Here is a 25,886-nt window from a genome sequence, read left to right as displayed (position 1 = left end):
CTGTCTGTGCACCTGTTGTCAGGCGATGAGTTGTTCCATAATGCGCTGATACATCCGGGCCAGCAACTGAAGATCTGACGCCTTAACACATTCGTTGATTTTATGGATCGTCGCATTGACCGGGCCGAGCTCAACAACCTGGGCACCCATACGGGCAATAAAGCGTCCGTCTGATGTGCCACCCGTGGTTAAGAGTTGCGGCTTAATCTCATTATAATGCTCAATCGCGTGAACCACTGCATCAACCAGCTTACCGCGTGGGGTCAGGAATGGTTGTCCGGACAGCCACCAGTCCAGCGTGTAGCGTAGCTGGTGTTTATCCAGTAAAGCGGCCACGCGGCGTTTGATTTCAGTATCCGTCAGTTCAGTGCTAAAGCGGAAGTTGAACTGCACAAATAGCTCGCCAGGAATGACATTATTACTGCCTGTTCCGGCCTGAACATTGGCAATCTGCATGCTGGTCGCCGGGAAGAACTCGTTACCTTTATCCCACTCTATGGTGACCAGTTCATTCAGCATTGGAGCCGCGCGATGTACCGGGTTATCCGCCAGATGCGGATAGGCAACATGGCCCTGAACCCCATGAATGGTTAAGTTGCAGGTCATAGAACCACGACGGCCATTTTTGACCACATCACCAACGACTTCGGTACTTGATGGCTCACCGACCAGACAATAATCAAGGCGCTCTTTACGCGCCATCAGGGCTTCGACGACTTTGACTGTGCCGTCCTGCGCGCTGGCTTCTTCATCGGAGGTGATTAAAAATGCCAGACGCCCCTGGTGATGAGGATACTGCTCAACAAAACGTTCTGCTGCAACCACCATTGCTGCCAGCGAACCTTTCATATCCGCGCTACCGCGACCAAACAGCATGCCATCACGAATCGTGGGTTCAAACGGCGGGTTTATCCAGCGATCGGCGTCACCCGGAGGAACGACATCAGTATGTCCGGCAAATGCCAGAGTTTCACCTTGCCCACGCCAAGCCCAGAAGTTTTGCGTCTCGCCAAAATCCATGCGTTCAACCGTGAAGCCAATAGCACGCAGGCGTTCTATCAGTAACGCCTGGCATCCCGCATCATCAGGACTGAGGGAAGGGCGACGAATAAGCTGTTGGGCCAGCTCAATAACCGGGCAGGACATAACGTTATACCTCGTTGATAAACTTCTGATAATTTGATTCATTAAAGCCCAAAAGCATAGGCTTACCGGGCGCACAGAGCAATGGGCGTTTGATAATAGCGGGCATCGACAGCATCAATTTTGCCGCACTGGGTGCATCAGTGATGCTGGCACGTAACGTTTCGTCCAGTTTACGCCAGGTTGTTCCGCGCGTATTCAGTAACGCTTCCCAGCCGAGCTCGGCGATAAAGCTGTCCAGCAGCGCGGCATCAAGGCCATCAGCACGATAATCATGGAACTGATAAGGAAAATTCTGCTGTTCAAGAAAGCGACGGGCTTTCTTAATGGTGTCGCAGTTTTTAATACCATAAAGCACAGGTAAAGCGTTTTTAAGCTTATCTGACATAAAAATACCACTTTTATCGGCGAATGAGAGCCAGTCAGTCGTTATCCTGGCCGTTGAGAGCAATGATAATACTGATTAAAGGGGGCTGATAATAACCTAATCAGGCATCAGTTCGATAACATATCCCCCGTGATACTTCATTTTATTCACAAATTATTTGATTCTCTTCTTCAGAAAGTTTCATTTAACAATTACGCACATCACGATAACAGGTGCATTATTGTACTGGGTATTGTTTAATGTATTGTTTTATAGGTTTTTTATATAACTTCCGGTTTTGGGGACTTATTGCGCGGGATTGTGATGAATACGTGGGTGTTAAAAAATGTTTAAAATTCTGGTTGACTGTTAATCACCGGATGGCGTATTAATTAGCCACTGAGCTGACAAGGGATTATCCCGGATAGACCACTGAAACAGACTCAGAGTGACAAATTTGTAATACTTGAGGCGTTTATGATTGATACTGAATTAGGGCACTGGAAAGACTTTATTGAGCAGATGTTGCGCAAATAAAAATCCAGAATGTAATATAAAACGTGATATGACAATAAATTTACTGACCGGTAGATTGAACAAATAAAGCGCCCTCAACAGGCGCTTTATTTTTGGATATTATTCAGGACGCTTATGTACCGGGAAGCGCCTGCGGACCAGAACAAAGAACAGCGGCACAAAGAAAATCGCCAGGAATGTCGCTGAAATCATCCCGCCCATAACCCCTGTACCTACCGCATGCTGACTACTTGACCCGGCACCACTACTGATAACCAGCGGCAGGACGCCGAAAATAAAGGCCAGTGAGGTCATTAATATCGGACGCAGACGCTGACGACAGGCCATACGCGTGGCTGCGACTAAATCCTGCCCCCGGGTATTTAAGTCATTAGCAAATTCGACAATCAGAATCGCGTTTTTCGCCGACAGGCCAATAACGGTGAGTAGCCCGACCTGAAAATAGACGTCATTTTCCAGCCCGCGTAGCCAGGTGGCGACCAGTGCACCAATGACGCCCAACGGTACAATTAACATAACTGAGAAGGGGACAGACCAGCTTTCGTATAATGCCGCCAGACAGAGGAAAATAACCAGCAATGACAGAGCATACAGGGCAGGAGCCTGTGCACCCGATAAGCGTTCCTGATAAGAGATACCCGTCCATTCAAGGCCAAAGCCGGTTGGTAACTGGCTCACCAGCTGTTCCATAATATTCATTGCCGTCCCGCTACTGACGCCCGGGGCCGCTTCACCGACAATTTCCACAGAAGAGAAGCCGTTATAGCGCTCCAGGCGTGATGACCCGGTTTCCCAGTGAGAAGAGGCAAAGGCTGCGAATGGCACCATAGCGCCTTCATTGTTGCGCACATACCAGCGCTGAAGGTCATCGGGTTGCATACGATATTGAGCATCAGCCTGAACATAGACCTTTTTGACCCGGCCTCTATCCATAAAGTCATTCACATAGCTTGAACCCCATGCTGTCTGAAGAGTGTTATTAATATCATCCACCGAAACGCCCAGCGCCTGAGCTTTACGCTGATCGATATCGATTTGCAACTGAGGACTATCATCCAGACCATTATGGCGTACTCGCGTCAAATCGGGATTGGTACCTGCCAGATTCAGTAACTGGTTACGCGCTTCCATCAGGCCTTGATGCCCGATACCTGCGTTGTCCTGTAATTCAAGAACAAACCCTGCCGCAGCGCCCAGACCACTGATCGCGGGAGGACTGCTGGCAAATACGCGAGCCTCCTTAATTTTCGATAGTTCTTTGGTCGCCCGGTCAATAATCGCCTGAGCACTTGCCGTGTTACTGTCACGCAGGTCCCAGTCCTTGAGGCGTACAAACAGGCGGGCAACGTTTTGCCCGTTCCCACCAGGGCCTGAACCAATAGTGGCGAAAACAGAGACGACATTATCCTTTTCCTGGGTGAGATAATACTGCTCTATTTTTTCAACCACTTTCAGGGTCTGCTGCTGCGTTGAGCCGCTGGGCAATTGCACTGAAGTGGAAAAAACGCCCCGATCCTCTATCGGTAAAAATGAGGTCGGCAGACGCATAAACAGGATGACCATTCCGACGATGAGTAACCCGTAAATCACCAGCCAGCGCAGGCTACGGCCAAGGATTTTACCCACCATGCCTTCATAACCGTGAGCCGCTTTATCAAAGTGACGGTTAAACCAGCCAAAGAACCCTCTCTGACCGTGTAATTCACCTTTACGCAGAGGTTTTAATAAGGTGGCACAAAGCGCCGGGGTTAAAATCAGCGCCACCAGGACTGAAAGCACCATCGCCGAGACAATGGTGATGGAGAACTGCCGATAGATAGCCCCGGTTGTGCCGCCAAAAAAGGCCATAGGGACAAAAACGGCTGACAGGACAAGGCCGATACCCACCAGTGCGCCCTGGATTTGCCCCATTGACTTCCGGGTGGCTTCTGCGGGGGAAAGACCTTCCTCACTCATTATTCGTTCGACGTTCTCAACCACCACGATAGCGTCATCGACCAGCAGTCCGATAGCCAGTACCATCGCGAACATCGTCAAGGTATTAACACTAAAACCAAAGGCATACAGCACCGCAAAGGTACCGAGTAGCACCACCGGGACGGCAATCGTCGGAATTAAAGTGGCACGGAAATTTTGTAAGAACAGGTACATCACCAGAAAGACTAGCAGAATGGCTTCCAGCAATGTTTTAACAACATCCTTGATGGATGCTTTCACAAAGGGGGTCGTTTCAAAGGCGACTTTTGCTTCCAGCCCGTGCGGGAAATAGCGTGACAGCTCGGTAATTTTATCTCTGACCAGTTTATCGGTGGCTATTTCATTGGCACCCGCGGCGAGCTTCACGCCGAGCCCTGAGGCCGGCTGGCCATTAAAGCGACTCAGAAAATCATAGCGTTCAGCGCCCAATTCCACCATAGCGACATCACCTAGCGTAATGACTGAGCCATTTTGATTAACCCGTAAGGCAATATCGCGGAATTGTTGTGGGGTCTGTAACAGCGACTGAGAATTAATGGTGGCGTTCAGCATCTGGCTGTCTATAGCGGGTGTTGCTCCTAACTGGCCGACAGCAATTTGCGCGTTCTGTGACTTAATCTTTTCAACCACATCCTGGGGGGTGAGCTGGTAACTGGTTAGCTTTATCGGATCAAGCCAAATACGCATTGCATACTGGGAGCCATAGGCATCCACATCACCCACACCCTCGATACGGCTTATCGGATCCTGGAGCTGGCTGGCGACATAGTCAGCAATATCTTGTTTATCCATGCTGCCGTCGGTTGAGACAAAGGCAATCATCAGGATATTACTGTCCCCGGTTTTACGCACATTGACCCCCTGTGCCTGAACCGGTTGTGGGAGTCTTCGGAGCGCGGATTGCAGCTGATTTTGAACCTGCTGCACCGCTTCGTTCGGATTGGTACCTGCTTTAAAACTTAAGGTGATTGATGTCTGACCCACCGCACTGCTCTGGGATGACATATACATCAGGTTATCAAGGCCAGTCATGCTTTGTTCAATGACCTGGGTAACGGTATTTTCGAGTGTCTGGGCAGAGGCTCCAGGATAGTTTGCTGTTATACGCACATTGGGCGGTGCCAGATCGGGATATTGCTCAACGGGAAGCGAAAAAATAGCCAGTGTTCCGGTCAGACATAAGACTATCGCCAGCACCCAGGCAAAGATTGGGCGTGAGATAAAAAAATTCGCCATGCGATGGAACCCCTTAAAAACACTTCTTTTTTATTAAAAACTATCCCACTGTAATCGCTCTTTAAGCTACAAACGTGGGGAAATTACGAAGATAATGTAAATTATTTCCATTCAGTCGACCTGTAGCGTGGTTATCTTTACATACAGGTCAGACATCAGTGGTACAAAATAAACCACACAATATCTGCCTGGCTGATGATGTTAATATGAAATAGGGTGTGATATCTGACCGGGTAACCTTATTTTCTCAGAACTTCAGCCACGTTGCTGATAGCAGAAACCACGTCATTAGAGCTGGAGTTTACCTCGGTCATGATCTTACCGGTATTTTCCGCCAGAGAAACACAATTGGCGACTTCGGTAAGGTTAAATTCTATAGTTTTTAATGCATTATCGGTAAGTGAATGGTTGTGTTTAACCTTGGTTTCTATCTCACTGGTGGCGATATTGATATCTTTTGATAAAGTCCGAACCTCATTCGCGACGACCGCAAAACCGCGACCATGCTGTCCGGCACGTGCTGCTTCAATAGCGGCATTCAGTGCCAGTAGGTTCGTCTGGTTAGCTATGCGACGAATATCATCAACTAAATCGCCAATACTGTCTGATACCTCGTTCAGTTCATTGATATCCGTAGAAATACCCTGAAGTTCATCGGCCAGTTTATTGATGGTTTGAATGCTTTTTTCTGTTACTGTTGCACCAAATTCAGTACGTTCACTGGTCTGCAAAGCAACCTGATAAGCGTGTTGTGCTGCCTCATGTTCATGCTGACTTTTTTCTACCTGAGCGGTGACATCAGCAGCCAGCTTCATCACCTTATACAACTCACCTGACTCATTGAAGACCGGGTTATAGGTCGCTCTTAACCACACCGAGTTACCCTGTTTAGTCAGACGCTCAAATTGCCCGGAAACAAATTCGCCTCTATTTAATTCTTGCCAGAACCGTTGATACGCTTCGCTATTCTTGAACTCGGGTAAACAGAACAAACTGTGGTGACGGCCCGTAATTTCGTCAGCACGGTAACCCATTAGATTGAGAAAATTGCTGTTAGCATCCAGAATTTCACCTTGTAGATTAAAAGTTATCTGTGCCATTGAACGATTGATTGCTGTTGCCATAGCCCGCTGTTCCTGGGCATCTGTGATATGACTGGTAATATCCTGGCCAAGTTTAACGATTTTAACGACCTGACCGCTGGCAGATTTTACCGGAACATAATGTGCTTCAAGCCACACGGCACGGCCATTTTTAGCCAGCCGCAAAAATTTGTCGCTAAAGCTTTCGCCGCGTCGCAGTCGCTGCCAAAACTCACGATACTGTGGGGAGTTAACATAGTCCGGAGTACAGAATATCTGATGATGCTGCCCGACTACTTCCGCGAGATCATAGCCCATGCGGTCAAGAAATAAGCTATTGGCAGTCAGTATTTCACCTTGCGGTGAAAATTCGATGGTTGCTATCGCATCATGTAATGAATTGAGCGTGATAGCGCTGTGCTGACGAAAACGTAACAAGAAATTTTTGAATAGCATTTTTGATGATCTTTTCTTTTTATGTGGTCAGAAAAACCGCAGGAGAGCCTGCATGCTATCATTGTTTTTTAAAAGCTATCGCCCTGTAAGTGGCGAAAAATGCCCGTAAATAAGCGTTACAATGTGAGTTAATCGTTTTGGGAAATTGCTCTTTTTCCATACTGAGGAAATGTTATGTCATTGGGTATTAACGTTATTAAGAATCAGCTTCTTTCTGATAACTATTTTATTTTGCGTAATGTCACTTATGAGCTTTTGCGTCGTAATGGGGAAACGATTCGTCACAAACGTGAAGTGTATGACCGCGGCAATGGCGCCACTATTCTGCTGTATAACAGTGAGAAGAAAACCGTTGTTCTGACCCGACAGTTTCGTGTCGCAACCTGGATGAACGGCAATGCTGACGGCATGCTGATAGAGACCTGTGCCGGATTACTGGATGCGGATGAGCCCGAACAGTGTGTACGCAAAGAGGCTATGGAAGAAACCGGTTATGAGGTGGGAGAGCTGGAAAAAGTGTTTGAACTCTATATGTCGCCGGGCGGAGTGACCGAGATGGTCTATTTTTACCTTGCGCCCTACACCGACTTACAGCGTAAAGATAGCGGCGGCGGAGTCGAGGATGAAGATATAGAAGTGCTGGAGATCCCCTTTAATGAAGCGCTGGATAGGGTTGCGCGCGGGGAAATCTGCGACGGGAAAACGGTGATTTTGCTGCAACAACTCCAGCTACGAAACATTATGTAAGTTGTCACCCAAAGTATGAGTCGTGAATACTTTGGATGGGCAGGGCAACAGGTGGGTATTACCCCACCTGCCGTAGCGCTATTTTTTACTCAGAACAATTTTCGCCTGTTTAACCACGTTTTCCACCGTGAAACCATACAGCGGGAACAGCTGTTCTGCAGGCGCTGAGGCACCAAAAGTCGTCATGCCGACAATTTTTCCTTTCAGCCCGGTGTATTTATACCAGTAGTCAGCAATCCCCGCCTCGACGGCAACGCGGGCGCTGATATCTGACGGCAGGACAGACTCACGATAGGCTTCATCCTGGGCATCAAATACATCCGTTGATGGCAGAGAGACGACGCGAACCTTGTGTCCTTCCTGAGTAAGCTGCTCTGCCGCATTGACGGTAATCTCGACTTCAGACCCGGTAGCTATCAGAATGATATCCGGCGTGCCCTGACTGTCTTTCAGAATATAACCGCCACGCGCAATCGCCGCTAACTGTTCGGGTGTTCTTGGCATCTGTGCCAGTCCCTGACGGGTGAGAATTAAGGCGGTTGGGCCATCGTGACGTTCAATCGCAGCTTTCCATGCCACCGCGGTTTCTACCTGATCGCAAGGGCGCCAGCTGCTGAAATTAGGTGTCAGACGTAAGCTGGCAAGCTGCTCCACCGGCTGGTGGGTTGGCCCGTCTTCACCCAGACCTATCGAGTCATGGGTATAAACCATAATTTGGTGGGCTTTCATCAACGCCGCCATACGCGCGGCATTACGGGCATATTCAACGAACATCAGGAAGGTCGCGGTATAAGGAATAAAACCGCCATGCAGCGCAATCCCGTTGCCAATCGCGGTCATACCGAATTCGCGCACACCATAGTGAATATAGTTTCCTGCCAGATCGTCCTTAATCGATTTTGAGCCTTTCCAGATAGTCAGGTTACTCGGTGCCAGGTCGGCTGAACCGCCAAGAAATTCAGGTAACAGGGGGCCAAAGGCATCAAGGGTATTTTGTGACGCTTTACGGGTTGCCACTTTTGCAGGGTTAGCCTGTAGCTGTTCAATATATTGTTGGGCCGCATCGTGCCAGGTTTCAGGTAGTTTACCGCCAAGGCGACGCGTGAATTCGGCACTCAGTTCCGGATAAGCCGCCGTATAGTCAGCGAATTGTTTATTCCAGCGAGTCTCTGCCTGGTTTCCTGCCTCTTTAGCATCCCAGCCGCGATAGATGTCGGCTGGAATTTCAAAAGGTGGATAGTTCCAGCCCAGTTCTTTACGCGCCAGCGCTATTTCTGCGTCACCCAATGGGGATCCGTGGGCTTTTTCAGTACCTTCTTTATTCGGGGAACCAAAGCCGATAATGGTTTTGCAGATGATAAGCGAAGGTTTATCGGTGACGGCCTGGGCTTCAATAATCGCTTGTTTAATCGCTTGTGGGTTATGTCCGTCTATCTCATGCACCACGTGCCAGTGATAGGCTTCAAAGCGTTTGGCGGTATCATCGGTAAACCAGCCATGGGTATCACCGTCGATTGAAATACTGTTGTGGTCGTAGAAACCAATCAGTTTACCCAGGCCAAGAGTCCCGGCAAGAGAACAGGCTTCATGTGAAATACCCTCCATCAGACAACCATCCCCCATAAAAACATAGGTATGGTGATCGACAATGTCATGTCCGGGCTGATTAAATTGTGCCCCAAGGGTGCGTTCGGCTATTGCCATCCCTACGGCATTAGCGATGCCCTGGCCAAGTGGCCCGGTGGTAGTTTCAACCCCTTCAGTATCGGTCACTTCCGGGTGTCCTGGCGTTTTGGAATGTAGCTGGCGGAAGTTTTTTAAATCATCAATCGTCAGTTCATAGCCGGTCAGATGCAGCAAGCTGTAGAGCAGCATCGAGGCATGACCGTTCGAGAGTACAAAGCGATCGCGATTGTGCCAGTGTGGATTGCCCGGGTTATGGATCAAAAACTCATTCCACAGCACTTCAGCAATATCCGCCATTCCCATTGGCGCGCCCGGATGTCCTGAATTCGCTTTCTCTACCGCGTCCATACTCAGGGCACGAATAGCATTCGCGAGATCTTTACGTGATGACATGATTTCCTCCAGCAAGGGTGAAATACGGTCTGAATTCACTGACTCAGACCTTTAATCCTGGCCGGCACCAGCCGGTGCGACCATCAGTGACGGGATTTTCTCTTAGTAAGCATAGCGTTTATCTGGAATATGTATTGCGGCGAGTCGCTATTTTTCGGTGTATGAGAGAAGAGGTGGCGGAATCTGCTGGGAATACATAATTTTACCACACAGCATGTCAATAGTTTGGGCTAGCTCACCGTTTATCCACCAGAGCCAAGGGATACTGTTTGACTGAAGCAGTCATTAATCCCCCCCGCTATCAAGGAATAACCTGATGGATGAACAATTGAAGCAAAGTGCCCTCGACTTTCATGAGTTTCCCATTCCTGGCAAGATACAAGTTTCTCCTACCAAACCCTTAGCGACTCAGCGTGACCTGGCTCTGGCTTACTCTCCGGGTGTTGCTGCGCCTTGTCTGGAAATCGAAAAAGACCCTCTGGCGTCTTATAAGTATACCGCCCGGGGTAATCTGGTTGGCGTTATCTCTAACGGTACTGCGGTACTGGGGCTGGGTAATATTGGTGCCCTGGCAGGAAAACCGGTGATGGAAGGTAAAGGGGTATTATTTAAGAAATTCGCCAATATTGACGTTTTTGATATTGAAATTGATGAAATGGATCCGGATAAACTGATTGAAATTATCGCCTCTCTGGAACCGACTTTTGGTGGCATTAACCTGGAAGATATTAAAGCGCCGGAATGTTTTTACATTGAAAAAAAACTCCGTGAACGCATGAATATTCCGGTCTTCCATGATGACCAGCACGGCACCGCAATTATCTGTACTGCGGCAGTACTCAATGGCTTGCGCGTGGTGGATAAACATATTGCGGAGGTCAGACTGGTAGTTTCCGGGGCGGGCGCATCCGCGATAGCCTGTATGAACTTACTGGTCGCGCTCGGACTGCAGAAGCGCAATATTATTGTCTGTGATTCTAAGGGCGTGATTTACCAGGGCCGCGAAGAGCCGATGGCAGAAACTAAGGCGGCTTATGCGGTGCCTGATACCGGGAAGCGTACCCTTGATGATGTGATTGAAGGTGCGGATATTTTCCTCGGTTGTTCCGGACCGGGAGTACTGACCCAGGATATGGTCAAAAAAATGGCTAAAGCCCCGCTGATCCTGGCGCTGGCAAACCCGGAACCAGAGATATTACCGCCGCTGGCTAAAGAAGTGCGGCCCGATGCGATTATCTGTACCGGACGTTCTGACTTCCCGAACCAGGTCAACAACGTGCTGTGCTTCCCGTTTATTTTCCGTGGTGCGCTGGACGTCGGGGCGACGGCCATTAATGAGCAGATGAAGCTGGCAGCGGTGCATGCCATCGCCGCTCTGGCTCATGCTGAGCAAAGTGAAGAAGTGGCTTCTGCTTATGGTGAAGAAGAGCTGAGTTTCGGCCCCGAATACATTATTCCGAAACCCTTTGACCCAAGGCTAATCGTAAAAATTGCTCCGGCGGTTGCTAAAGCGGCGATGGACTCAGGCGTCGCAACCAGGCCCATTGCTGACTTTGAAGCCTATAAAGAAAAGCTGACGGAATTTGTCTATAAAACCAATCTGTTTATGAAACCTATTTTCTCCCAGGCACGTAAAGAGCCGAAACGCGTGGTACTGAGTGAAGGGGAGGAAATACGGGTCCTGCATGCCACTCAGGAACTGGTCAGTCTGGGACTCGCGAAACCGATTCTGATTGGTCGTCCCAGCGTTATCGAGATGCGGCTAAAAAAACTGGGCCTGCAAATTCAGCCGGGTGTTGATTTTGAAATAGTCAATAATGAGTCGGATCCACGCTTTAAAGAGTACTGGAAAGAGTACTACAACATCATGAAACGCCGCGGTATTACCCAGGAGCAGGCACAGCGAGCGGTGATCAGTAATACTACGGTCATTGGTGCCATCATGGTACATCGCGGTGAAGCTGACGCTTTAATTTGTGGCACCATCGGTGAGTATCACGAACATTTCGCGGTCGTCGAAAAAATCTTTGGCTATCGCGACAATGTGCGGGCGGCCGGGGCAATGAATGCACTGTTGCTGCCGAGCGGAAATACCTTTATTGCTGATACTTATGTCAATGATGACCCTTCGGTGGAGGAACTCACTGAAATCACGTTACTGGCTGCCGAAACGGTACGTCGATTCGGTATTGAACCGAAAGTGGCCTTATTATCGCATTCTAACTATGGCTCTTCTGACTCGAAAGCCGCCTGTAAAATGCGCCAGACTCTGGACAATGTCCGTAAGCGTGCACCGGGGCTGGAAATCGATGGCGAGATGCATGGAGATGCCGCGCTGGTGGAAAGTATCCGTCTGGAACGGATGCCGGATAGCCCGCTGAAAGGCTCGGCTAATATTCTGATTATGCCTGACGTTGAGGCGGCGCGTATAAGCTATAACTTGCTACGCGTGTCCAGTTCTGAGGGGGTTACGGTTGGGCCGGTACTGATGGGGGTGGCGAAGCCGGTGCATATCTTAACGCCGATAGCTTCTGTTCGTCGTATCGTTAATATGGTGGCACTGGCTGTGGTTGAGGCACAAACACAGCCATTGTAAGCCGCGTTTAAACCCACTCTTTAACGGGTAAGAAGTCACGATATAAGGCGGCCTCCGGGCTGCCTTCCTCAGGCTGGTAGCCATACTCCCACCGTACCAGTGGCGGCATTGACATCAGAATCGATTCGGTACGTCCCCCGGTTTGCAGCCCAAACAAGGTTCCACGATCCCAGACCAGATTAAACTCCACGTAGCGACCCCGGCGATAAAGCTGGAAATTACGCTCATGTTCGCTAAAAGGCGTTTCTTTACGGCGTTCAACAATCGGTAAGTAGGCATCAAGAAAACCGTCACCCACCGCCTGGATAAAGCGAAAGCTGGTGGCAAAATCAGGCAGATTCAGGTCATCAAAAAACAGTCCGCCAATACCGCGTTGTTCGTTGCGGTGTTTAATGAAAAAGTAGTCATCACACCACTTTTTATAGCGCGGATAAACCTCATCACCAAATGGCAGGCAAAGGTCTCGTGCGGTCTGATGCCAGTGAATAGCATCCTCTAATACCCCATAGTAGGGGGTTAAATCAAAACCACCGCCGAACCACCATACGGGATCCGCCCCCGGTTTTTCAGCGATAAAAAACCGCACATTCGCGTGGCTGGTGGGAACATGAGGATTATTGGGATGGATAACCAGCGATACTCCCATGGCTTCAAAGCTACGTCCGGCCAGTTCCGGACGGTGAGCGGTAGCAGAGGCGGGCATCGAGGCCCCCTGAATATGCGAGAAATTTACCCCTGCCTGCTCAAAGATACTGCCGTTACGCAGCACACGGCTTCGTCCGCCACCACCTTCCTGACGCTGCCAGGTATCCTCCTGGAAAACCGAACCGTCAAGAGCACTGAGCTGCTGACAAATACGTTCCTGCAAATCGAGCAGGAACTGTTTAACGGCCTGAAGATTAGGTTTATCTGTCACGTTAGCGTTTCTTACCATGAGTTTTGTGGTTATCGAACCAGTTAAAGTAACTGATGACGCCTGCGGCAATCGCATTGGCGATTTTCTGACGGAATGCCGTGGTTCCCAGCAGCCTTTCCTCACCCGGATTGGTAATAAATGAGGTTTCAACCAGCACTGAAGGAATCGAGGGGGATTTTAGCACCACAAAGGCCGCTTGCTCGGTATGCTTGCTGTGTAATTTATGGACAGCTTTAATATTTTTCAGGATATGCGAGCCCAACGTCAGGCTATTTTTGATGGTATCGGTCTGTACCAAATCGAATAACACCTGCTGCAAATACTGATCTTTGTTTTTTGCTCTCTTGCCCGCAACATCATCGGCGGCGTTTTCACGCTCTGATATATATTTTGCCATGGCGCTACTGGCTCCGCGATTAGACAGAGCAAAGACCGAGGCACCAGCGGCGCTTGGGTTGGTAAAGCCATCCGCGTGAATCGACATAAACAGGCTGGCATCATGTTTATGGGCGATTTCAATACGTTCATCAAGCGGAATAAACTGATCCGAGGATCGCGTTAACTGGGTCTCGATACCTTTGCTGCGCAGAATATTGCGTACATTTTTGGCGATAGCGAGGACGACATGCTTTTCTTTCGAGCCATTAGGTCCGATAGCACCGGTATCAATTCCGCCATGACCAGGATCCAGCACCACAATGCGTCGAGTCCTTTTTTTGGCAGCGGGCTTAGAGGAGGCTGATGATGTTTTTTTTGTCGCAGTATCACTGGCCAGGGCTTTATTTATACCTGCCAGCGTCATAGCGGCCAGTCCGGTGAGCAGAACCTGGCGGCGCGTTGTCAGTAGCGTTAGCGATTTAATTTTGCTCATACGGATGAAGTCGTTATCTTATGTGATTCAAAAAGCAGGTTATAGTGTAATAAAACCAAATTATTGCGCCGTAAATGTTTTTTCTTTCATTTAGTAGCTAATTATTGATTATGCCACTTTTTTAACAGTTTTGTGGCAGATATTGGTTTATAGGACGCTTATCGTCATAATTAGATTTTTCTGACTCAAGGTGGTTACCCTCATGGAAATTCGTGTTTTTCGCCAGGAAGACTTCGAAGAAGTGATTACTCTTTGGGAACGTTGCGATTTATTACGTCCCTGGAATGATCCTGAAATGGATATTGAACGTAAGCTACAACACTCTCCAGACCTGTTTCTGGTTGCCGAAGTGGCAGGTGAAGTGGTTGGCTCTGTGATGGGGGGCTATGACGGTCATCGCGGATCGGCCTACTACTTGGGAGTACACCCGGAGTATCGTGGCCGTGGTATCGCGAATGCGTTATTGAATCGGTTGGAAAAAAAACTGATAGCACGCGGCTGCCCGAAGATAAATATTTGTATCCGGGAAGAAAATGATCTGGTGATTGGCTTGTATGAAAAGCTTGAATATGAGCATCAGGATACTATTTTACTGGGAAAACGATTGATTGAAGACCAGGAGTATTGAGTAAAACCCGAACATGTACTCATATAATGATTATGACTCACAAGGGTATCTGAAAGCACCTGTTCTGCTGTGGGCTATCTTAATTTTTCAGGCCCGCACATGGGTATTACTGGTTATTGCCGGTGCTTCACGTGAGCAGGGCGAGGCTATCCTGAAAGGATTTTACCCTGATAGCGACTATTTCTGGCTCGGTTTATTACCCGGTATTCCGGCTGCCCTGACTTTCCTGCTCAGTGGTCGCCGTCGCTTATGGCCTCGTTTATGGCGGATGCTACGAGGGGTATTAATCCTGACCCAGCTACTCCTGCTGGCCTGGCAGTGTAGCGCGCTGGTTGAAGATACCATTAGCGGCATCACTATTGCGTTACTGGTTATGGACATCCTGGCACTCTGGTGGCTGGTGATGAACCCCAGACTGCGTGATTACTTCGCCTTGCATCATGAATCAAATGGCACTTTTCATCATTGATGTACTCCAAAGGCCGTAACTTCTTTTAAAAAGGATCCCTCATGAAATCTCTGCGCCTGATGATATTAGGGCTACCACTTATTTTAGCCGGCTGTTCAACGATGTCGTCTGTTCAGTGGTCTTCAGCACTTCCCTGGAACTGGTTTGGTTCGTCGCCTACCGTGAGCGAGCAGGGAGTAGCCGGTCTTAATGCCACTACGCCAATGAACGAAGAAGCCATCCGTGACGGACTCGATGATAATTATCGTCTGCGTAACGGTATGAAAGCCGCTAACGGGGAGATCGTTTCTTACTTTGAAGCCCTGAAAGATAAACAGGTGCTGCTTATCATTAACGGTAACAATGGCAAAGTCAGTCGTATCGAAGTGATGGATCCGAGTATTGAGAGCGAAAAGGGCGTTAAACTCGGCACGCCGTTCGGCGATTTATACGATAAAGCTTTCGGTGTTTGTGAGCAGGGCAGAGGGGACGATTCTGATTTAGTTGTCTGCAAAGCACCTGATAGCTCCCATATCAGTTATGCCTTTAAGGGCGAATGGAGCGGACCGGAAAGCCTGCTGCCATCAGATGACCAACTGAAAAAATGGACACTGTATAAAATTATCTGGCAACAATAATCCGGATATTCAAAATCATTCGTAATGAGTCATGCTACAGGTCAATACAGCTAAACCTAAAAACTCATAAATTGGTCGGACTCTATAACGACGCTTGGGTATGATATCTCCCAAGTGTCGTTATACCATTTATACCCTAAATAACTCGAGTTGCCTGCAACGCCCAGGCAACTTGAAGTGTGACGGTAAATCATAAAGCGTGGAAAACACGTATTTTCATATCATTAGCAATCTGAGGGCCGCTGTCGTGGCTACTATTTAGGAGATTCTATGTCCCGGACTCAAAGTGGCATTCTGCCTGAACATTGTCGTGCTGGTATTTGGTTAGAAGCCTCTTTCACTGGTGATTTTGCCGCCTTACGCGCAGGCTGCACTAAATTTATTACCGCTCTGGACGAACTCCAGCAGAAATTCCCTGATGCACAGCTCGGTGCCGTGGTGGCATTCGGAAACAAGTTATGGCGTGAGCTGCGTGGAAACGAAAGTGCCAAAGAGCTGAAAGACTTCACGCCATTAGGGCGCGGGCTGGCACCTGCTACACAGCATGATGTGATGATCCATATTCTTTCCCTGCGCCATGATGTGAACTTCACCTTAGCGCAGGCGGCATTAAACGCTTTTGGCAGTGCACTGAAGATTGAAGAGGAAACGCACGGTTTCCGTTGGGTTGAAGAGCGTGACCTGAGTGGTTTTGTCGACGGTACTGAAAACCCGCAGGGTGAGGAAGAACGCCGGAAAGTCGCTATTATCCAGGGCGGCATTGATGACGGGGGTAGCTATGTCCTGGTGCAGCGCTGGGAACATAACTTGCGTCAGCTCAACCGCATGAGTATCCATGACCAGGAAATGGCGATTGGTCGCACTAAAATTGAGAACGAAGAGATTGAGGCGGACGAGCGTCCTGTCACCTCACACTTAAGCCGGGTTGATTTGAAAGAAGATGGCAAAGGTTTAAAAATTCTGCGTCAGAGTCTGCCTTATGGCACCGCCAGTGGTGTACATGGCCTCTATTTCATTGCCTATTGCGCGCGTTTACACAACATTGAGCAACAGCTGCTGAGTATGTTTGGTGATACCGATGGTAAGCATGACGGCATGCTGCGTTTCACCAGAGCAGTAACTGGCGGTTATTATTTCGCCCCTTCACTTGATGTCCTGCTAAAAATCTAATTGCTGGCGCGGTATAAACCGCGCCACATCTGCTTATTCTCGTTTCTTATTGCAAATCGCTAAACGGTATATAAAAGCGTTATAGTTTTGACGTCCGTTATAAATAAACTGGTCGCCAGTTAACCATTACTTTCACCACTTGTAAGGGCAAAGCATGGCAATCTCAGCAGTTAAAAATGTATGGAACGCATTAGCAGTTTCTTTAGTACTTGCTGGCTCTGCTCAGGCGACAGAGTTACTGAATAGCTCTTACGATGTGTCTCGTGAGTTATTCTCAGCATTGAATCCACCGTTTGAAAAACAGTGGGCTGATGAAAATAACGGCGATAAGCTGACGATAAAACAATCTCATGCCGGGTCATCAAAACAGGCACTGGCTATTCTGCAAGGCTTAAAAGCTGACGTGGTGACTTATAACCAGGTGAGCGACGTACAAATTCTGCATGATAAAGGCAAGCTTATTCCGGCTGACTGGCAAAGTCGTCTTGGTAATAACAGCTCGCCGTTCTATTCCACCATGGCTTTCCTGGTGCGCAAAGGCAATCCTAAAAATATCAAAAGCTGGGATGATTTGGCGCGTTCAGATGTAAAACTGATTTTCCCTAACCCAAAAACTTCAGGTAATGCACGTTATACCTACCTGGCAGCATGGGGTGCGGCAGATAAAGCTGACGGCGGCGATAAAGCGAAAACTGAGCAGTTTATGACGAAGTTTTTAGGCAACGTTGAGGTCTTTGATACCGGTGGTCGCGGGGCAACAACCAGCTTTGTGGAGCGTGGTCTGGGTGATGTTTTAATCTCCTTTGAATCTGAAGTGAACAACATTCGTAACCAGTACGAGAAAGACGGCTACGAAGTTGTTGTACCTGAAGTTAACGTCCTGGCAGAATTCCCGGTTGCCTGGGTGGATAAAAATACCAAATCAAACGGTACTGAAAAAGCGGCTAAAGAGTACCTAGAGTATCTCTATAGCCCGAAAGCTCAGGAAATCATCACTGACTATTACTACCGGGTAAATAATCCACAGGTTATGGATAAACTGAAAGATAAGTTCCCACAAACTCAGCTGTTTACTGTTGAAGAGCAGTTTGGTGGCTGGCCTGAAGTGATGAAAACGCACTTCGCGACAGGCGGTGAACTGGACAAACTGTTAGCAGCGGGGCGTAGTTAATGTTTGCCCAGGCCTCAAAGCGTGTCCTTCCTGGCTTCACTTTAAGCCTGGGCACCAGTTTACTGTTTGTTTGTTTAATATTATTGCTGCCGTTAAGCGCGCTCGTGATGCAGTTGTCTGAAATGACATTAGCGCAGTACTGGGAAGTCATCACTAACCCGCAGGTCGTTGCGGCGTATAAAGTGACCCTGATTTCAGCTGCGGTGGCATCCGTCTTTAACGGCGTGTTTGGTCTGCTGATGGCCTGGATACTGACCCGGTATGAATTTCCCGGACGCAGTCTGCTTGATGCGCTGATGGACTTTCCTTTTGCCCTGCCCACCGCGGTGGCAGGCTTAACCCTCGCCGGGCTATTCTCAGTCAATGGCTGGTACGGTGAATGGCTGGCGCAGTTTGATATTAAGGTCACCTATACCTGGCTTGGTATTGCCGTGGCGATGGCATTTACCAGTATTCCATTTGTGGTGCGTACCGTACAGCCGGTACTGGAAGAACTGGGCCCGGAATATGAAGAAGCGGCGGAAACGCTCGGTGCAACACGCTGGCAAAGCTTTTGCCGGGTGATTATGCCTGAGCTCTCTCCGGCATTGATGGCGGGCGTGGCGTTATCCTTCACGCGTAGCCTGGGTGAGTTCGGGGCGGTTATCTTTATCGCCGGGAATATTGCCTGGAAGACAGAGGTCACCTCCTTGATGATTTTTGTGCGTTTACAGGAATTTGACTATCCGGCAGCCAGCGCGATTGCTTCGGTTATTCTTGCCGCTTCGCTATTACTGTTGTTCACGGTTAACACCATACAGAGTCGCTTTGGTCGACGCGTGGTAGGTCACTAATGGCGCATCAATCGGCAGTAAAAAATAACAACTCCGGGCGCATTAACTGGGGGAAATGGTCGCTGATTGCGATAGGTATGCTGGTCTCGTTTCTGATTCTGGTGGTACCGGTTATCTCTATTTTCTCCGAAGCCTTTTCGAAAGGGATAATGCCCGCTCTGAATAATATCAGTAACCCGGATATGCTCCATGCTATCTGGTTAACGGTATTAATCGCCCTGATAACGGTGCCGGTAAACCTGGTCTTTGGTATTTTGCTCGCCTGGCTGGTCACAAGGTTTGATTTCCCGGGACGTCAGTTGCTATTAACCTTGCTGGATATCCCTTTTGCGGTATCTCCGGTAGTCGCAGGCCTGGTGTATTTACTGTTTTATGGCTCTAACGGGCCGCTGAGTGGTTTCCTCGAAGCTTACGACTTACAAATTATGTTCGCCTGGCCGGGTATGGTTCTGGTTACTATTTTTGTCACCTGTCCTTTTGTGGTGCGCGAGCTGGTGCCGGTCATGCTTAGCCAGGGGAGCCAGGAAGACGAGGCGGCGATTTTACTCGGGGCGTCAGGCTGGCAGATGTTCCGCCGCGTAACGCTCCCTAATATTCGCTGGGCGCTGTTATACGGCGTAGTTCTGACTAATGCCCGTGCGATTGGTGAATTTGGTGCTGTCTCGGTGGTATCAGGTGCGATTCGAGGCGAAACCTTCTCACTACCGCTCCAAATTGAACTGTTGCAGCAAGATTATAATACTGTCGGAGCATTTACCGCGGCAGCCCTATTAACCGTGATGGCTATTTTGACATTGTTCTTAAAAAGTGCGCTGCAGTGGCGTCTGAATAACCAGGAAAAACGCCTCAAGCAGGAGGAAAATCATGAGCATTGATATTGCCGGCATTAATAAGTCATTTGGTAAAACACAGGTACTGAATGATATCTCGCTGGATATTCCTTCTGGTCAAATGGTGGCATTACTGGGCCCGTCTGGCTCAGGTAAAACCACTTTATTACGTATTATTGCCGGGCTTGAACACCAGAACAGCGGGCAGATCCGTTTTAATGGCACCGATGTAAGCCAGGTCCATGCCCGTGAGCGTAAAGTGGGCTTTGTATTCCAGCACTATGCTCTATTCCGCCATATGTCGGTATTCGACAATATCGCTTTCGGTTTGACAGTATTACCGCGTCGCGAACGTCCCTCAGCGGCAACTATCAAACAAAAAGTGACCAAATTACTGGAAATGGTTCAGCTATCTCATCTTGCGGACCGATATCCAGCTCAGCTTTCTGGCGGACAGAAGCAGCGTGTTGCCCTGGCGCGTGCGCTTGCGGTAGAGCCGCAAATTCTGCTGCTTGATGAACCTTTTGGTGCCCTGGATGCACAGGTACGTAAAGAGCTACGTCGCTGGTTGCGTGAACTTCATGAAGAACTTCGTTTTACCAGCGTCTTTGTTACCCATGACCAGGAAGAGGCCATGGAAGTGGCAGACAGGGTCGTGGTCATGAGTAATGGTAATATTGAACAGGTAGATACCCCTGAAGTGGTGTGGCGCGAACCAGAGACACGCTTTGTACTGGAGTTTCTGGGTGAGGTAAACCGGATCACAGGTACTATTCACGCCAGTCATTTCCAGGTGGGTGCCCATCGCTGGCCATTAGATTTCACCCCGGATTATCAAGGTGAAGTAGACCTGTTCCTGCGTCCATGGGAAGTGGATGTCAGCCGTCGGACAAACCTCGATTCACCGCTACCGGTACAGGTACTGGAGATAAGCCCCAGAGGCCACTTCACACAGCTGGTAGTACAGCCGCTGGGCTGGCATAACGAACCTATCACCTTGGTGCTTCGTGATAGCACGGCTCCGCAACGTGGTGAGCGCCTGTTTGTGGGTCTGCAGCATGCGCGAATTTATCAGGGTAATAACCGTATTTCGTAGCTAGACCTGAGGCAGTCAGCCTGATAGTTTAAATAATATATAACACCTAATAGCGGCCTGAGTGGCCGCTTTTTCATGTAATCAGGGAGTAGTAGTGGTCACTTTAGAAAATACAATTGGCAATACACCCTTGGTACGTCTGCAACGCACCGGGCTTAATAATGGCAGCGAGATTTGGGTCAAACTGGAAGGGAATAACCCGGCTGGTTCAGTCAAAGACAGGGCTGCACTGTCAATGATTGTTGAGGCTGAAAAACGCGGTGAAATTAAACCGGGTGACGTTCTTATTGAGTCGACAAGCGGTAATACCGGCATTGCTCTGGCGATGATAGCGGCATTGAAAGGCTATCGAATGAAGCTGCTGATGCCCGATAATATGAGCATGGAGCGTAAAGCGGCGATGCAGGCGTATGGTGCAGAGCTGATTCTGGTGACTAAAGCACAGGGAATGGAAGGTGCCCGTGAACTGGCGCAGGAAATGGCCGATCGCGGTGAAGGCAAGGTTCTCGATCAATTTAATAATCCTGATAATCCTCTGGCGCACTACCGGACTACCGGGCCTGAAATCTGGCAGCAGACCAAGGGGCGTATTACCCATTTTGTTTCCAGTATGGGAACCACCGGTACCATTACCGGAGTAGGGCGCTTTATGCGTGAGCAGAATAAATCTGTCAAGATTGTTGGTCTGCAACCTGAAGAAGGGAGTAGTATTCCCGGTATTCGGCGCTGGCCTGAAGAGTGGTTACCTAAAATTTACCAGCCCGCCTTGGTTGATGAAGTGATTGATATGTCACAAACTGAAGCGGAACAAACGATGCGCCGTCTGGCAGCAGAGGAAGGTATTTTTTGCGGAGTCAGTTCCGGTGGGGCTGTTGCTGGCGCACTTCGTGTGGCACGTACAAGGCCTGGCTCTGTCGTTGTAGCCATTATTTGCGATCGCGGCGATCGTTATTTATCTACTGGCGTGTTTGGTGAAGAAAGCTATGTTCAGGGTGCGGGGATTTAATCTATACCCGTCATACTTCAAGTTACAGGTGCGTTGGCTACGTTCACTCACCCGAATCACTTACTTTAGTAAGTTCATCGGGATTCGTTCTCTTGCCGCGTTACGAGACTCATAAATGAGTCTCGCCCTGGCGGGCCAACGCTTTGCGTTGTTCAAAACGTAAACGTTTTGTCCTGTAACTCGAATTATTTTGGGTATATACCCGTCATTCTTCAAGCAGGCAGGGTGTTTTTTATTTCTTCAGCCGAATCACATAGTTTGTCTATGCTTATCGTCTGAGGAAACTCAGTGCCTACAGGCAACTTGAATTATTCAGGATATCCAGGTGAGGGAATATGAGTCAGGATAACGACATTCAGTCGATACTGTTTAACAATACGCAGCGTGCATTGCAGGCTGATATCGTCGCAGTACAGTCCCAGGTTATCTATGGCAGCGTGGGGAACAGTATTGCCATGCCTGCGATAAAACAGCATGGCTGGCGCGCGATGGCGGTACCAACGGTACTGTTCAGTAACACACCACACTATGATACTTATTATGGTGGGGTGATCCCGGCAGACTGGTTTAACGGTTACTTACAGGCGCTGGAAGAACGCGATGCGCTGCGAGAGCTCAAAGCCGTTATGACGGGTTATATGGGTAGTGCTGAGCAAATTACGTTGCTGGCGACATGGCTACACTACATTCAGCAACGGCATCCCAATGTTGTGATTATGGTTGATCCGGTTATCGGTGATACCGACAGCGGTATCTATGTGAAAGCCGGGATACCAGATGCCTATCGTTCAGCATTGTTACCCGTGGCTCATGGTATTACGCCTAATCTGTTTGAGTTAAACGTTCTGACGGATATGCCCTGTGAAACACTGGAACAGGCCGTGGATGCGGCTAAAAGCCTGCTTTCAGAGACGCTAAAGTGGGTGGTTATCACCAGTGCACCGGGTGACACCTCAGAGATGATTTCGGTGGTGACGGTGACCGCCGAGTCGGTGGATATCATCAGCCATGAAAGAGTCATCATGAGTCTGAAAGGGACGGGGGATTTATTCTGTGCTGAACTGATGAGCCATGTGCTGAAAGGAATGCCGATTTCCGAGGCCGCCGCAAAGGCCGCAGAGCGCGTTTTCGCTGCGATATCCTGGACTCAGAGCCTTAAACTTGATGAACTGGTTCTTCCGCCACAGAGATAAAGAAAAAGGCACCTTAAAGGTGCCTTTTTAATCACTAAAGCTTGTTACTTTTTGATGCGAATAACCGGAGTTTCACCTACCGTCACGCTACCAGTCAGCTTAATTAACTCTTTGATTTCATCCATATTAGAGATGACAACAGGAGTCAAAGTTGATTTGGCTTTATCTTCAAGTAATTGCAAGTCGAATTCGATAACGACATCACCTTTCTTCACACGCTGGCCTTCTTCAGCGATACGCTTAAAGCCTTCGCCTTTGAGTTCAACGGTGTCAATACCGAAGTGGACAAACAGCTCAATGCCGCTGTCTGATTCGATAGAGAAAGCATGGTTCGTTTCGAAAATCTTACCGATAGTTCCGTCAACCGGAGCAACCATTTTGTTGCCAGATGGCTTAATAGCGATGCCATCACCAACAATTTTTTCTGCAAACACGACATCTGGCACATCTTCGATGTTCACGATTTCACCAGACAGTGGAGCAACGATCTCAATGGTTCCGGTATCGTTATTGCCTTTGTCACCGAAAAGTTTACTAAATAACCCCATTAGCCTTCTCTCCTAAGCAGTAATTTTTCTGTATTAGCAGATGGTTTTTTCTTCAATGAACTTGTTAACCAACGCCATCAAATCATCCGTTGTCGGTTGAGCAAGTGCTTGCTCTGCTAACACCTTCGCATCTTTGAAGTTTGTATTGCGAATGATTTTTTTAATCTGCGGAATAGAAATGGCGCTCATACTGAACTCATCCAGACCCATCCCCAACAACAGAAGTGTAGCACGTTCATCGCCCGCAAGCTCACCACACATACCAGTCCATTTACCTTCTGCATGAGAAGCATCAATAACTTGTTTAATAAGTATCAGTACAGACGGTGACATTGGCTGGTAAAGATGTGAAATCATATCATTACCGCGGTCAACTGCGAGAGTGTATTGTGTTAAATCGTTCGTTCCAATACTGAAGAAATCAACTTCTTTGGCTAAATGAGGCGCAATAACGGCAGCCGCAGGGGTTTCTACCATCACACCGACTTCAATTTCTTCGTCGAAGACTTTACCTTCTTCACGAAGTTGCGCCTTCATGATTTCAATTTCTGCTTTCAGTGCACGCACTTCTTCAACAGAAATAATCATCGGGAACATAATACGTAATTTGCCGAAAGCAGATGCACGAAGAATTGCACGTACCTGATCGCGTAAAATTTCTTTACGGTCCATCGCGATACGGATAGCACGCCAGCCGAGGAACGGGTTTTCTTCTTTCGGGAAATTCATATATGGCAGCTCTTTATCGCCACCAATGTCCATAGTACGGATAATCACTGCTTGAGAACCACAGGCCTCAGCAACTGCCTTATAAGCGCTGAACTGTTCTTCTTCTGTTGGCAGTGAGTCTCTGTCCATAAACAGGAATTCTGTACGGTACAGGCCGACACCTTCTGCACCATTACGCTCAGCACCTTCGATATCACGAACGGTACCAATGTTAGCGCAGACTTCTACCTGATGACCATCCAGCGTGATTGCAGGCAGGTCCTTCAGCTTAGCAAGTTCAGCTTTTTCGCTGGCTAATTGCTGCTGGGCTTCTTTCAGGGAGAGGATTGTTTCTTCAGACGGATTAACGTGAATTTCATTGTTAACCGCATCAAGAATCAGATAATCACCGGTCTTAACTTGCTGGGTGACGCTACCCGTGCCGACAATCGCTGGAAGCTCAAGAGAGCGAGCCATGATTGACGTATGGGAGGTGCGACCACCGATATCGGTGATAAACCCAAGCACTTTATCCAGATTTAACTGTGCTGTTTCTGACGGTGTTAAGTCTTTAGCAACCAGGATAACTTCATCCTGAATAGAACCTAAGTCGATAATCGTCAGGCCAAGAATATTGCGTAGCAGGCGCTTACCGATGTCACGAACGTCAGCTGCACGCTCTTTGAGATATTCGTCATCCAGCTCTTCCAGAGCAACAGCCTGACCTTCAATAATCTCATAGGCTGCCGCATCAGCGGTGACCAGCTTATCTTTAATCAGGGCTATGATTTCTTGCTCTAGCTCTTCGTCTTCCAGCAACATTATGTGGCCTTCGAAGATAGCTTCCTTTTCTTCACCAAACGTTTCACCGGCTTTAATCTTGATAGCCTCTAATTGAGTGGATGCTTTCGCACGACCACTCAAAAAACGCTCAACTTCCTGTTCAACGTTAGCGGCAGAAATTTTCTTCCGATCGATGACAACTTCATCTTCTTTCAGTAAAAGAGCTTTGCCGAAAGCGATACCGGGGGATGCTAAAATGCCTGAAATCATAACCCTACCTTACTTGTGACTGATGTTTTAAAGAAGAACCTGGAACTTACTCGAGTTCAGCCATCAGTTTTACTAAATGCTCTACCGCTTTTTGCTCATCTTCGCCTTCAGCAGAGATGGTAACAACGGTACCTTGGGTCAGACCCAGAGTTTGTAACTTGAACAGGCTTTTAGCGCTTGCGCTTTTGCCGTTGGAGGTTACAGAGATGTCAGATGCGAAGCCTTTAGCTTCTTTAACAAACTGAGCAGCTGGGCGAGTGTGCAAACCGTTTGGTGCAGTGATGGTAACTTCTTGCTGGAACATTTGCTTTCCTCAACTTATAGGTTAAGTGTTATGGAACTTAAGTTTAGCTCTAAGAGTAAACTTTAGCCTAAAGAGTTCTTACGCATTAAATGCGACATCGGGTATTTATAGAAACCATGAACAGCATGCTTTCTAATCAGCATTGATAAACGTTATAATGCCGCTGAAAGCAGATCTTTTGCAAACATGTAAAATCGATTCAGCCGCTATCTATTGCAGACCGAATAATTTCGCGCTTCAAAATAATTGCTCG

The 25,886-nt window shown here is 48.4% G+C and carries 23 protein-coding genes; 13 read left to right on the top strand and 10 right to left on the bottom strand.

Annotation, left to right across the window (positions count from 1 at the left end):
- Positions 1-18: 18 nt before the first annotated feature.
- Both dapE and M2387_RS11900 read right to left on the bottom strand, forming a co-directional pair.
- Entirely contained in the window at positions 19-1,146 is a 1,128-nt protein-coding gene (gene dapE, locus M2387_RS11905; protein WP_259049492.1) for a succinyl-diaminopimelate desuccinylase, read from the bottom strand.
- A 4-nt stretch (positions 1,147-1,150) separates the two neighbouring features.
- Entirely contained in the window at positions 1,151-1,531 is a 381-nt protein-coding gene (locus M2387_RS11900) for an ArsC family reductase (RefSeq protein WP_259049490.1), read from the bottom strand.
- A gap of 456 nt (positions 1,532-1,987) precedes the next feature.
- Between M2387_RS11900 and ypfM the strand changes: the two genes are divergently transcribed.
- Positions 1,988-2,047, top strand: coding sequence for a protein YpfM (ypfM, locus tag M2387_RS25905; RefSeq protein ID WP_409039903.1), 60 nt, complete (start codon positions 1,988-1,990; stop codon positions 2,045-2,047).
- A gap of 99 nt (positions 2,048-2,146) precedes the next feature.
- Here the strand turns inward: ypfM and acrD are convergent, their stop codons facing one another.
- Together acrD and M2387_RS25820 are read right to left on the bottom strand one after the other, a co-directional pair.
- The gene (gene acrD / locus M2387_RS11895) at positions 2,147-5,260 is read right to left on the bottom strand and encodes a multidrug efflux RND transporter permease AcrD (protein ID WP_259049488.1); all 3,114 of its coding nucleotides are present in this window, start codon (positions 5,258-5,260) and stop codon (positions 2,147-2,149) included.
- 239 nt (positions 5,261-5,499) lie between these two features.
- Positions 5,500-6,798: a methyl-accepting chemotaxis protein gene (locus tag M2387_RS25820; protein WP_310572774.1), complete on the bottom strand. Its 1,299-nt coding sequence runs from the start codon at positions 6,796-6,798 to the stop codon at positions 5,500-5,502.
- 174 nt (positions 6,799-6,972) lie between these two features.
- Here M2387_RS25820 and nudK point away from each other — a divergent pair, with 174 nt between their 5' ends.
- Positions 6,973-7,545: a GDP-mannose pyrophosphatase NudK gene (gene nudK, locus M2387_RS11880; RefSeq protein WP_259049486.1), complete on the top strand. Its 573-nt coding sequence runs from the start codon at positions 6,973-6,975 to the stop codon at positions 7,543-7,545.
- Between the two features lie 78 nt (positions 7,546-7,623).
- Here the strand turns inward: nudK and tkt are convergent, their stop codons facing one another.
- Positions 7,624-9,624 (bottom strand): transketolase, encoded by a 2,001-nt coding sequence (gene tkt / locus M2387_RS11875; RefSeq protein WP_259049485.1) that lies wholly within the window; start codon positions 9,622-9,624, stop codon positions 7,624-7,626.
- Positions 9,625-9,940: 316 nt separating this feature from the next.
- On the opposite strand from tkt, the gene maeB reads away from it, so the two are divergent.
- On the top strand, positions 9,941-12,220 hold the full coding sequence (gene maeB, locus M2387_RS11870; protein WP_259049484.1) for an NADP-dependent oxaloacetate-decarboxylating malate dehydrogenase: 2,280 nt from the start codon (positions 9,941-9,943) through the stop codon (positions 12,218-12,220).
- A gap of 7 nt (positions 12,221-12,227) precedes the next feature.
- On the opposite strand, the gene hemF is transcribed toward maeB, so the two are convergent.
- Positions 12,228-13,136, bottom strand: a complete 909-nt coding sequence (gene hemF / locus M2387_RS11865; RefSeq protein WP_259049483.1) for an oxygen-dependent coproporphyrinogen oxidase — start codon at positions 13,134-13,136, stop codon at positions 12,228-12,230.
- Between the two features lies 1 nt (position 13,137).
- Positions 13,138-14,007: an N-acetylmuramoyl-L-alanine amidase AmiA gene (amiA, locus tag M2387_RS11860; protein WP_259049482.1), complete on the bottom strand. Its 870-nt coding sequence runs from the start codon at positions 14,005-14,007 to the stop codon at positions 13,138-13,140.
- Between the two features lie 202 nt (positions 14,008-14,209).
- On the opposite strand from amiA, the gene M2387_RS11855 reads away from it, so the two are divergent.
- The 10 genes from M2387_RS11855 to pdxK all read left to right on the top strand — a co-directional run bounded on the left by M2387_RS11855 (position 14,210) and on the right by pdxK (position 23,020).
- Positions 14,210-14,635 carry a GNAT family acetyltransferase gene (locus tag M2387_RS11855; RefSeq protein WP_259049481.1) on the top strand — a complete coding sequence of 142 codons (426 nt, stop codon included), beginning with the start codon at positions 14,210-14,212 and terminating at the stop codon, positions 14,633-14,635.
- A gap of 13 nt (positions 14,636-14,648) precedes the next feature.
- Complete coding sequence (locus M2387_RS11850) at positions 14,649-15,104, top strand: DUF2919 domain-containing protein (protein WP_259049479.1); 456 nt, start codon at positions 14,649-14,651, stop codon at positions 15,102-15,104.
- A 41-nt stretch (positions 15,105-15,145) separates the two neighbouring features.
- Positions 15,146-15,721 (top strand): RpoE-regulated lipoprotein, encoded by a 576-nt coding sequence (locus M2387_RS11845; RefSeq protein WP_259049478.1) that lies wholly within the window; start codon positions 15,146-15,148, stop codon positions 15,719-15,721.
- Positions 15,722-15,991: 270 nt separating this feature from the next.
- Complete coding sequence (locus M2387_RS11840; RefSeq protein ID WP_259049474.1) at positions 15,992-16,891, top strand: Dyp-type peroxidase; 900 nt, start codon at positions 15,992-15,994, stop codon at positions 16,889-16,891.
- Positions 16,892-17,045: 154 nt separating this feature from the next.
- Entirely contained in the window at positions 17,046-18,062 is a 1,017-nt protein-coding gene (locus M2387_RS11835) for a sulfate ABC transporter substrate-binding protein (protein WP_259049472.1), read from the top strand.
- The gene (cysT, locus tag M2387_RS11830) at positions 18,062-18,895 is read left to right on the top strand and encodes a sulfate/thiosulfate ABC transporter permease CysT (RefSeq protein ID WP_259049470.1); all 834 of its coding nucleotides are present in this window, start codon (positions 18,062-18,064) and stop codon (positions 18,893-18,895) included. Before M2387_RS11835 ends, cysT begins: the two co-directional genes overlap by 1 nt.
- Positions 18,895-19,770, top strand: coding sequence for a sulfate/thiosulfate ABC transporter permease CysW (gene cysW / locus M2387_RS11825; RefSeq protein ID WP_259049468.1), 876 nt, complete (start codon positions 18,895-18,897; stop codon positions 19,768-19,770). Before cysT ends, cysW begins: the two co-directional genes overlap by 1 nt.
- Complete coding sequence (gene cysA / locus M2387_RS11820; protein ID WP_259049467.1) at positions 19,760-20,821, top strand: sulfate/thiosulfate ABC transporter ATP-binding protein CysA; 1,062 nt, start codon at positions 19,760-19,762, stop codon at positions 20,819-20,821. Before cysW ends, cysA begins: the two co-directional genes overlap by 11 nt.
- A 94-nt stretch (positions 20,822-20,915) precedes the next feature.
- Positions 20,916-21,827: a cysteine synthase CysM gene (gene cysM / locus M2387_RS11815; protein WP_259049466.1), complete on the top strand. Its 912-nt coding sequence runs from the start codon at positions 20,916-20,918 to the stop codon at positions 21,825-21,827.
- A 335-nt stretch (positions 21,828-22,162) separates the two neighbouring features.
- Positions 22,163-23,020 carry a pyridoxine/pyridoxal/pyridoxamine kinase gene (gene pdxK, locus M2387_RS11810; RefSeq protein ID WP_259049464.1) on the top strand — a complete coding sequence of 286 codons (858 nt, stop codon included), beginning with the start codon at positions 22,163-22,165 and terminating at the stop codon, positions 23,018-23,020.
- 44 nt (positions 23,021-23,064) lie between these two features.
- Here the strand turns inward: pdxK and crr are convergent, their stop codons facing one another.
- From crr to ptsH, 3 genes are read right to left on the bottom strand one after another with little or no spacing between them, the layout of a single operon-like run.
- The gene (crr, locus tag M2387_RS11805) at positions 23,065-23,568 is read right to left on the bottom strand and encodes a PTS glucose transporter subunit IIA (protein ID WP_259049460.1); all 504 of its coding nucleotides are present in this window, start codon (positions 23,566-23,568) and stop codon (positions 23,065-23,067) included.
- Positions 23,569-23,601: 33 nt separating this feature from the next.
- Positions 23,602-25,329 (bottom strand): phosphoenolpyruvate-protein phosphotransferase PtsI, encoded by a 1,728-nt coding sequence (gene ptsI / locus M2387_RS11800; RefSeq protein WP_259049459.1) that lies wholly within the window; start codon positions 25,327-25,329, stop codon positions 23,602-23,604.
- 46 nt (positions 25,330-25,375) lie between these two features.
- On the bottom strand, positions 25,376-25,633 hold the full coding sequence (gene ptsH / locus M2387_RS11795) for a phosphocarrier protein Hpr (protein ID WP_259049456.1): 258 nt from the start codon (positions 25,631-25,633) through the stop codon (positions 25,376-25,378).
- Between the last annotated feature and the right edge of the window lie 253 nt (positions 25,634-25,886).

It is taken from the genome of Klebsiella sp. BIGb0407 (genome assembly GCF_024807845.1).
Lineage (GTDB): Bacteria > Pseudomonadota > Gammaproteobacteria > Enterobacterales > Enterobacteriaceae > JGM124.
Note: the sequence above shows the minus strand (reverse complement) of the source record. Positions and strands in the feature narration are given on the sequence as shown.